Here is a 7,684-nt window from a genome sequence, read left to right as displayed (position 1 = left end):
ACCGGTCTTGGGCGATCAGGCATCGCCGGGCACGAGTCCAGAGTCCACGAGTCCAGATCCCACGGGTCCGGAGTCACTGCGGTGAGCACGGAGCATCACGAAATCTGGTGAGCGACCGAGGCGAAATTGCACCCGGCGAGATGCTTCCACCGGTGAAGATTCTGACCGAAGAGTTCGGAGTCTCGCGCCCGACTCTCGGTGGTGCATTCCGCATCCTCGAGAGCGAAGGTCTGCTCACCGTTCTCCCGGGCGCTCACGGAGGGCCCGCAAGCGCAGATGCCCGACCTGAGCGTGGCTGCACGCAACGTCGGCCTCTACCTGCAGATGCAGTCGGCGACTGGTGCCGATCTCCTGGAAGCTCAGGTCGCTTTCGAACCTCGATGTGCCCGTCTTGCTCGCGCAACGCTGTTCGCCGATTCGGCACACGAGTACAGCCGGGCGCTGCACCGGTACCGCCGACATTTCAGTCGACGGTGATGTTCTGGGACGATCTTTCGAGGGTCTTCGATCTTCCCCCAAACCGAGCCGGATGCGAGGCGATCGGGGTGACGCCGGATGTTCGCCGTCTGTTGTCACTCGAGCAGAAGAACGGAAAATCGGGTTCCATGGCGTTGGTGCACTTTACCGTGACGTTCACCTTCGCGACCTGACGATCACCGAATGACATAGATGCACGGAGCCTGCGCCGCACGCCGAAAACCGGTAGGCGGCGCGGCCTGTTGGAAGGGAAGAGTCGCACATGGTTGGTATGACGGTCGATCTGACAGGGCAGGTTGCGCTGGTGACGGGTGGCGGCGGCGGTATCGGGCGGGGGATTGCGCTGTCGCTCGCCGAGGCAGGAGCGGACATCGTCCTCGCCGAAATCGATCCACAGCGCGCAGAACAGACCGCCGAGCTGATTCGTGAGCGCGACCGCAAGGTACTGGCGGTGCAGACCGACGTCATGGACACCGACCAGGTGCGAAGTGCCGTCGAGCGCGCGGACAGCGAATTCGGTCGCCTCGACATCCTGGTCAACAACGCCGGCGGTGTCCGCGGCGGCGCGTTCGTCGACCAGAGCGAACGCAGCTGGCGGCGACACATCGACATCAATCTCGTCAGCATGCTCGCCGCGACCTCGGCCACGGTCCCCCTTGCTACGGACGGCATCCGCGTCAATGCGATCACGCCCGATCAGACCGTGACACCCGGCAACCACGGGCAGCGAACGGGTCCGATCGACGAAGCTGCATTCCTCGTCCGCGAGCCCGACAGTCAGGACGCGGTGGACCGGTACATTCCGCTGGCGCGCGAGGGCCACATCTCCGAATGCGGTGCGGCCGTCGCATTCCTGTGCTCACCTCACGCCTCGTACATCACGGGCGCAACCCTGCCCGTCGACGGTGGCACGTGGGCTGCGTCGGGGTGGTCGCGGGGGACCGAGGGCACGTGGAACCTGGGGGACTTCCCCATCGGCTGAGTCAGTTCCGCCGGTTCGGTGGGCTCCATACTTCGGTCAGGTCGATGGTGGCGAGGAGCCCGGTCTTGAGGACCTTGTTGGTGGGTGTGCGCGGTAGTGCGTCGCTCAGGGTGAGGTATTTCGGCAATGCGTGTTTGGGTAACCGGCTCGTGAGCCACTCGTAGAGTGCCGGTTCGTCCAGTGGGGAGTTCTCGACGACCTCGGCTGCGATCAGGACCTCTTGTCCTGCAACAGGGTCGGGCACGCCGAGCACCGCGCACCCGGAAAGCTGCGGGTGCTCGTCTATTACTGCTTCGACGGCTGTGGTTGAGATGTTCTCGCCCATCCGGCGGATGGTGTCGCCGGCGCGATGCAGAAATTCGAAGTTGCCGTCGGGATGCCGGATGACGATATCGCCGGTGTGGTACCAACCGCCGTCCAGTGCCCGTGCCGTCGCCTCCGGTTGGTTGAGGTAGCCGATCATGATCATGCGGCGGTCGTCGGGCCGAATCCAGAGCTCTCCCGGTACGCCGTCGGCGACGGGCTGTCCGTTCTCGTCCACCACCTGTGCCCGATAGCCGTCGCGCACGCGTCCGCACCAGGTGTGCTCGAGGTCCGGTGGGTCGCTCAGGACCAGAGGGAACCCGACTTCAGTGGACCCGTAGAGGTCGTAGCACTTCACGGCGAATCGTTCTGCGAACTCTGCCGCGAGGGCGACATTGTGTCCGGCGAACACGGCCTCGAGCGGGTTGTCGGCATCGTCGGCTCGCGGCGGCAAGGCCAGCAGCAGAGCGCCATGGAAAGTCCCTGTGGTGCAGCCGAACGCACGCACGTCATCCATCGTGGCCTTGGCTGAAAACTTCTCGCGCAGTACGACTGTGCCGCCGGTGCTGCACATGGTGACCAGGGGACTTCTTCCGGTCACATGAAACATCGGGTGGCAGTCGTAGGTCACGTCGTCCGGGCCGAGCGGAATCCGGTCGATGGTGGTGGCGAACTGCGCCCAATCCAGCACCACTCCCTTTGCCGGTCCCGTACTACCGGAGGTGTAGATGACGCACGCGATGTCGCCCGGCGAAGGCAGCGGGTGCGGCTCGGTGGTGGCTGTCTCCAGGTGTTCCCACGCGCCACGCTCGATGGCACGAACCTTCAAGACGGGGCGGGTGTCTCGAATGCGGTTGACGAATTCGGGTCGTGCCAGACACAGTATCGGCGCTGCATCGTCGAGGACATGCTCGAGGAACGCACCCTTGAGGTCGGGATTGACCGGTACCTCCACCGCACCCATGCAACCGAGTGCGATCCAGATCATCGCCGCATCGATCGAAGGTGGCAACAAGGTCGCGACACGGGAGCCGGGCCCAACTCCGAGATTTCTCAGATGCTCGGCCCAGTTGCAGACGCCGGCCCATGTCGCACCGTAGGTGGCACTGCCGCCCGTAACCTCCAACAGAAACGGCCGGTCGGGTTCCGTTCGGGCGCGCGCGCGTAATTGAACGGGCAGTACCGAGGCGGGATCGGTTGCCATGGCGGCGAGGGGCGATATAGACATTTCCGGTTCTCTTCCCTTGCTAGTGTGCGTGCCCTGTTCGGCCCGTGTCGCGCAGGGCTCGCATGAGCTCGGCGAAATGGTCGGGCTTCCAGCCGTCCTGGTCTTCGCCCCAGCCGATCTTCCCGTCGAATTCCCAGCGCATGAGCGCGTTGGCACCGGTGCCGTGTTCGCACATGTGGCTGACGGCGAAGCCCTCGGCGTCCATGGTGCGACCGGCGACGTCGACGAGTTGAACCTCCATGTGGGCGCTCCAACCGGTACGGGGATCGCGGTAGTTGCGCATGCGGCTACGGGTCTTGTCGAGGCGCTCGAACCGTCCGTCCTTCAGGAGCCACCCTACGTTGAGCGGAGAGAATCCTGCGGCGTCGCCGTCCTGGGGGCGAACGAAGCTGAGGAAGCCGATCTCGGCGCCGGCGTGGCCGAAGATGTACTGGATGCGGCCGCGGCCGCGCTGCCGTTCGACCTGCCGCCACGAAGGTCCACCCGGTTCACGAACCGTGTATTCGCCACGCACGTGTTCGGGTTTACGGCTTTGCAGGTGAGCGCCGCCGCGCGGGCCCCACGTGCGGTCCCGGACCGAGTGGCAGTCGATCTCGATGCGCTCGCCGTCGAGGACGAGTTCGCCGGTGAGGTGGCCGAGCTGATCGAAGTGCGGGTTGAACATCGCGGGCGCCTCACCGGGTGTGAACCGCTGAGGTGGATGCACGCTGCGGTGTTCGAACTCGATCGCGAACTTTGCGGCCGGGTCAGAGTAGGCGATGTGGTAGTCCATGGTCGGTTTCAGCGCTTTGACGCTGAAGCCACCGGCGGGGAAGGTGATGTCGCGCAGGTCTGGATTCTCGATCATCGGAACCGGCCCGGAGTTGCGGAAGTACGCGAGGCGGCCCGGATCGGCTCCGCGCGGATCCCACGCGAACACGCGCCAGGTGACGGTGCCCTGGTTGGGCAGATGCGCGGCGTGGAGCCACCCGCCGATCCGACGTTCGGGCACGTTGAACGACCACCACGTCGTTTCGGTTTCGTGGGTGTCGTCGCTGAGGCGGTGGTAAGCGTCGTCTTCGGGGAGGAATGGTGCGTCGGTGACGGTATTCGAGGTCATGTGCATGCTCCGAGGGCGGTCGTAGAACTTGTCGAAAGAGAACTAAGTGATATAAGTGATCTGTATCATATCCGGCGGCTGCGGTGTACGTGACCGCTCGAGGGCAGGACGAAGTGATGGCGACTGCGACAGAGAGTACGACCGAGCTCGGAGCGAATGGTCTTTCGTCCGAGCTCACGGACTGGGTCGGCGACGCGGCGAACGGCACCGTGATCTCGGCCGACCGCCGCCCGGGCGGCGGCCGGCGCGAAGCGTGGGTGGTGGAGGTGCGCGGCGCGGACGGCGTAGTTCGCCCGCTGTTCCTGCGCTACGACCGTCTCGACCCTCAGGAGAAGGGTGACGATTTCACCCTGCATCGTGAGGCGGCGTTCTTCCGGGCGTTCGATGGCACGGCGGTACCCGTCCCGAGCATCGTGGGTGTGCATCCGGTCGAACAGGCGATCCTGTCCGAACTCGTGTCCGGGCAGGCGTGGTTCTCCCGGCTGCACGACGAGGACCAGCGAATCTCCGTCGCATCGGATTTCATGCGCATCCTCGGCGAGATGCATCGTGTGGATCCGCACCGGCTCGGGTTGCCGGACCAGGACCCCGACGCGGATCTGCGCGTGCTCGTCCACCGCGAGATCGATGCGTGGGAGAAGGTCTATCGCGACTCGGGGACCAGCGATCCGCCGATCGATCTCGGGCTCGACTGGGTGCGCGGCCACGTGCCGGACGTGTCCGGACCCGTGGTGATCGTGCAGGGCGACACCGGGCCGGGCAACTTCCTCTACGAGGACGGCAAGGTCACCGCCGTCCTCGACCTCGAGCTGGGACACCTCGGCGACCCGCACGACGATCTCGCGTGGGTTTCGGTCCGCGCGGTGCAGGAACCCTTCACCAATCTCCTGGAGCGGTTCGACGACTATGCCCGTGCGGCCGGCGCGGACATCGATCTCGACCGGGTCCGCTACTACCGGGTGCTCGCCGAGCTGCGCATCGTGATCCTGGGGCACCGCAAGCGTGCGGAACCCGATCTGCTGGGCGAGGTCGGCAATGGTCTCGTGTACGGGTTGCTGCACCGGAGGCTTCTCCTCGAAGCGCTCGCGGATGTCGTGGGTGTGGAGGCCGCCGAAGTCGAACCGGTGCCGGCGGTGCCGGGCGAGCGGGACTGGCTGTACGGCGCGGCGCTCGAACAGATCCGGCAGATCATCGTGCCCCGCAGCGAGGATCCGTTCGTGATCCAGCGCAGCAAGGGCCTGGCCAGAATCCTCAAGTACCTGCGTGAAGCGGAGTCCGTGTCGAAGCCGATCGAACAGCGCGATCTCGACGATCTCGAAGCGGTGCTCGAATTCCGGCCGTCGTCCGTTGCGGCCGGCACCGCCAAGCTGGTGAAGCGGTGCCTCGCGGGGACAGTACCGATCGAGACCACGGTGGCTACGCTCCTGCGTCAGGTGGCCGGGGAGACGCAGGCCCTGCGTCCGGCGATGGGGGTACTTGCCGACCGGCATTTCGATTCGCTCGAACGGTGAGTCCTGCAACGGGATTCGAGGGGAAGATTGCTGTCGTCACGGGTGGCGCCCGGGGTATCGGTCGTGCCATCTGTGGGAATCTCGCCGACGTCGGCGCCCGCGTAGTGGTGGGATACCGTTCCCGGGCCGGCGAGGCGGAGGCTACGGTCGCCGGCATTCGCGACCGCGGTGGCGATGCCGTCGCGGTGCAGGTGGACGTCACCGACCTGGCAGTCGCAGACGGTCACTGCAGAGCAGCGGGCCGCGATGGTCGAGACCATCCCGCTGGGGCGCGGCGCAGCACCGGAGGAGATCGCGTCGGTCGTGCGGTTCCTGCTGTCCGGCGAGTCCTCCTACATCACCGGGGAGACGCTCGTGGTCGCCGGCGGACGTCACTGACCGCCGCCGGCGGGCCCCGTCGACACCACGGCTGTCAGGTCGCGTCCACCGGCAGGTCGATCTCGGACAGCACATCGAGCCGGTCGGGGTGGGCCTGCCAGCCGAGTTCGCGCCGGGCGCGGGGTGCGCGGGTACGACTGCAGGTCGAGAACACGATCAGTGCGGCGAAGGTACCCCAGATCTCCACGCCCTCGGCGAGATCGATACTCCGGGCTGCGACACCGTGCCGTCGTGCGAGGGCCTCGGCGATGGTGCGGAAATTCGTTTCGCCCGACACCGCGTGGTAAAGCGCGCCGGTCGGTGCCTTCTCCGCCGCGAGGTGGTAAGTCTCGGCAACATCGTCGACGTGCACGTTCGAGTACAGATTCAGGCCTCGACCGATGTAACAGACCGCGCCGGTCTTCTCGATCGACGTGCGGAAACCATCGAGCATGGGGGAGCGGCCGTGGCCCCAGATCATCGAGGGCCGCACGACGATGCCGCGAACACCACGTGCGCCAGCTGCGCGCACGAGGTTCTCGGTGTCGACGCGGGCACCGATGTACTTGGATCGGACGAACTCGTCGTCCTCGCTGAACGTGTCTTCGCTCCACTCTCCGTCGGTGCGCTGCGAGAGCACTCCGGTGCCGGAGGTGAAGATCAGCGTCTTTCCCGATTCTGCGAGGGTGTCGATCAGGGCCTCGACGGTCTTCCGCTCGGGTTCGAGTAGTAGTTGCGCGGCGTATACGACGACGTCTGCGTCGCGCGCGTGTGCGACGGTGCCGTCGGGGTCGGCGAGCAGGTCGCCGAGAACGGGCTCGGCACCGGCCTCGCGGAGTACGGCAGCGGCGGCTTCGGTGCGGACCAGGCCGTGCACGGTGTGCCCACCTGCGACGAAACGCCGGACGAGCGCGGAGCCGAGGAAGCCGCCCGCGCCATAGATCAGAACCTTCATGATGTCCTCCGTGGACTGTCGTCAATCCCGTACACTGTGTTATAACCCAGATCACATAGTTTACTAAGTAGCGGCGAATGCGGGAGACAATATGGATCTCGGCCTGAAAGGCAAAGCCTTCCTCGTCACAGGCGGATCGGACGGTCTCGGCTTCGCGACGGCTTCGTCTCTGGTGACCGAGGGCGCCGACGTGACGATCTGCGGGCGTAACGCCGAGCGTCTCGACGACGCAGTGGGGTCCCCGCGCGCGCTCGGCGGCGGATCGGCGGTGGGAGTGCAAGCGGATGTCACGGTAGCCGCCGACCTCGAGGGTCTCGTCGAACTGACACACGCCCAGTGGGGCCGGCTCGACGGCGTGGTCAACTCCGCCGGTGTGCACAGCGGCGGCGCGTTCGAAGAAATCACCGACGACACCTGGCACGACGATTTCGATCTGAAGTTCCTCGCTACAGTGCGCGCGAGCCGCGCGGCGATGCCGCACCTGAAGGAATCGAAGGGCGTCATCCTCAACGTGCTCAGCACGGGCGCGCGTGCCTCGGGCGCCGGGGGTGGCATGCCGAGCTCCCCGCTGCGGGCGGCGGGCCTGAGCCTGACCAAGGCACTGGCCAACGAGTTCGGCCCCGATGGGGTCCGTGTGGTCGCAATGCTCGTCGGCATCATTCGCAGCGGGCAGATCGTGCGTCCGGCGGTGGACGCGGGCCGCGAGCACGGCGGCCCGGGTTCGCGGAGACGGCGCGCGCCCTCGGTGCCCGCGCGGTCACGGTGCGGGAGG

General features: G+C 66.3%; 8 protein-coding genes and 2 pseudogenes. 7 read left to right on the top strand and 3 right to left on the bottom strand.

Annotation, left to right across the window (positions count from 1 at the left end; translation table 11 throughout):
- Nucleotides 1-140: 140 nt before the first annotated feature.
- The 3 genes and pseudogenes from WAW17_RS15245 to WAW17_RS15235 form a co-directional block, all read left to right on the top strand.
- Nucleotides 141-191, top strand: a pseudogene (locus WAW17_RS15245) (hypothetical protein); the annotation flags it as partial.
- A 10-nt stretch (nucleotides 192-201) separates the two neighbouring features.
- Nucleotides 202-477, top strand: a complete 276-nt coding sequence (locus WAW17_RS15240) for a hypothetical protein (RefSeq protein WP_422333789.1) — start codon at nucleotides 202-204, stop codon at nucleotides 475-477.
- A 271-nt stretch (nucleotides 478-748) separates the two neighbouring features.
- Complete coding sequence (locus tag WAW17_RS15235; RefSeq protein WP_422333788.1) at nucleotides 749-1,459, top strand: SDR family NAD(P)-dependent oxidoreductase; 711 nt, start codon at nucleotides 749-751, stop codon at nucleotides 1,457-1,459.
- Between the two features lies 1 nt (nucleotide 1,460).
- Here WAW17_RS15235 and WAW17_RS15230 read toward each other — a convergent pair whose 3' ends face one another.
- Together WAW17_RS15230 and WAW17_RS15225 are read right to left on the bottom strand one after the other, a co-directional pair.
- Entirely contained in the window at nucleotides 1,461-2,990 is a 1,530-nt protein-coding gene (locus tag WAW17_RS15230; RefSeq protein ID WP_422333787.1) for a class I adenylate-forming enzyme family protein, read from the bottom strand.
- Nucleotides 2,991-3,009: 19 nt separating this feature from the next.
- On the bottom strand, nucleotides 3,010-4,089 hold the full coding sequence (locus tag WAW17_RS15225; protein ID WP_422333786.1) for a DUF7065 domain-containing protein: 1,080 nt from the start codon (nucleotides 4,087-4,089) through the stop codon (nucleotides 3,010-3,012).
- Nucleotides 4,090-4,205: 116 nt separating this feature from the next.
- Between WAW17_RS15225 and WAW17_RS15220 the strand changes: the two genes are divergently transcribed.
- The 3 genes and pseudogenes from WAW17_RS15220 (at nucleotide 4,206) to WAW17_RS15210 (ending at nucleotide 5,978) form a co-directional block, all read left to right on the top strand.
- Nucleotides 4,206-5,600: a phosphotransferase family protein gene (locus WAW17_RS15220; RefSeq protein ID WP_422333785.1), complete on the top strand. Its 1,395-nt coding sequence runs from the start codon at nucleotides 4,206-4,208 to the stop codon at nucleotides 5,598-5,600.
- Nucleotides 5,597-5,761, top strand: a pseudogene (locus WAW17_RS15215) (SDR family NAD(P)-dependent oxidoreductase); the annotation flags it as partial. The gene WAW17_RS15220 and the pseudogene WAW17_RS15215, both read left to right, overlap by 4 nt.
- Before the next feature lie 13 nt (nucleotides 5,762-5,774).
- Entirely contained in the window at nucleotides 5,775-5,978 is a 204-nt protein-coding gene (locus tag WAW17_RS15210; RefSeq protein ID WP_422333784.1) for an SDR family oxidoreductase, read from the top strand.
- Nucleotides 5,979-6,012: 34 nt separating this feature from the next.
- Here WAW17_RS15210 and WAW17_RS15205 read toward each other — a convergent pair whose 3' ends face one another.
- A complete protein-coding gene (locus tag WAW17_RS15205) occupies nucleotides 6,013-6,912 on the bottom strand; it encodes an NAD-dependent epimerase/dehydratase family protein (protein WP_422333783.1) in 900 nt (299 codons plus the stop codon).
- A 91-nt stretch (nucleotides 6,913-7,003) separates the two neighbouring features.
- Between WAW17_RS15205 and WAW17_RS15200 the strand changes: the two genes are divergently transcribed.
- Nucleotides 7,004-7,684 (top strand): SDR family NAD(P)-dependent oxidoreductase (locus WAW17_RS15200; protein WP_422333782.1); only part of this gene is annotated, 681 nt, incomplete at its 3' end.

Source organism: Rhodococcus sp. (in: high G+C Gram-positive bacteria) (assembly GCF_049286785.1).
Taxonomy (GTDB): Bacteria; Actinomycetota; Actinomycetes; order Mycobacteriales; family Mycobacteriaceae; genus Rhodococcus_F.
This window is presented reverse-complemented; position numbering and strand designations above follow the sequence as displayed.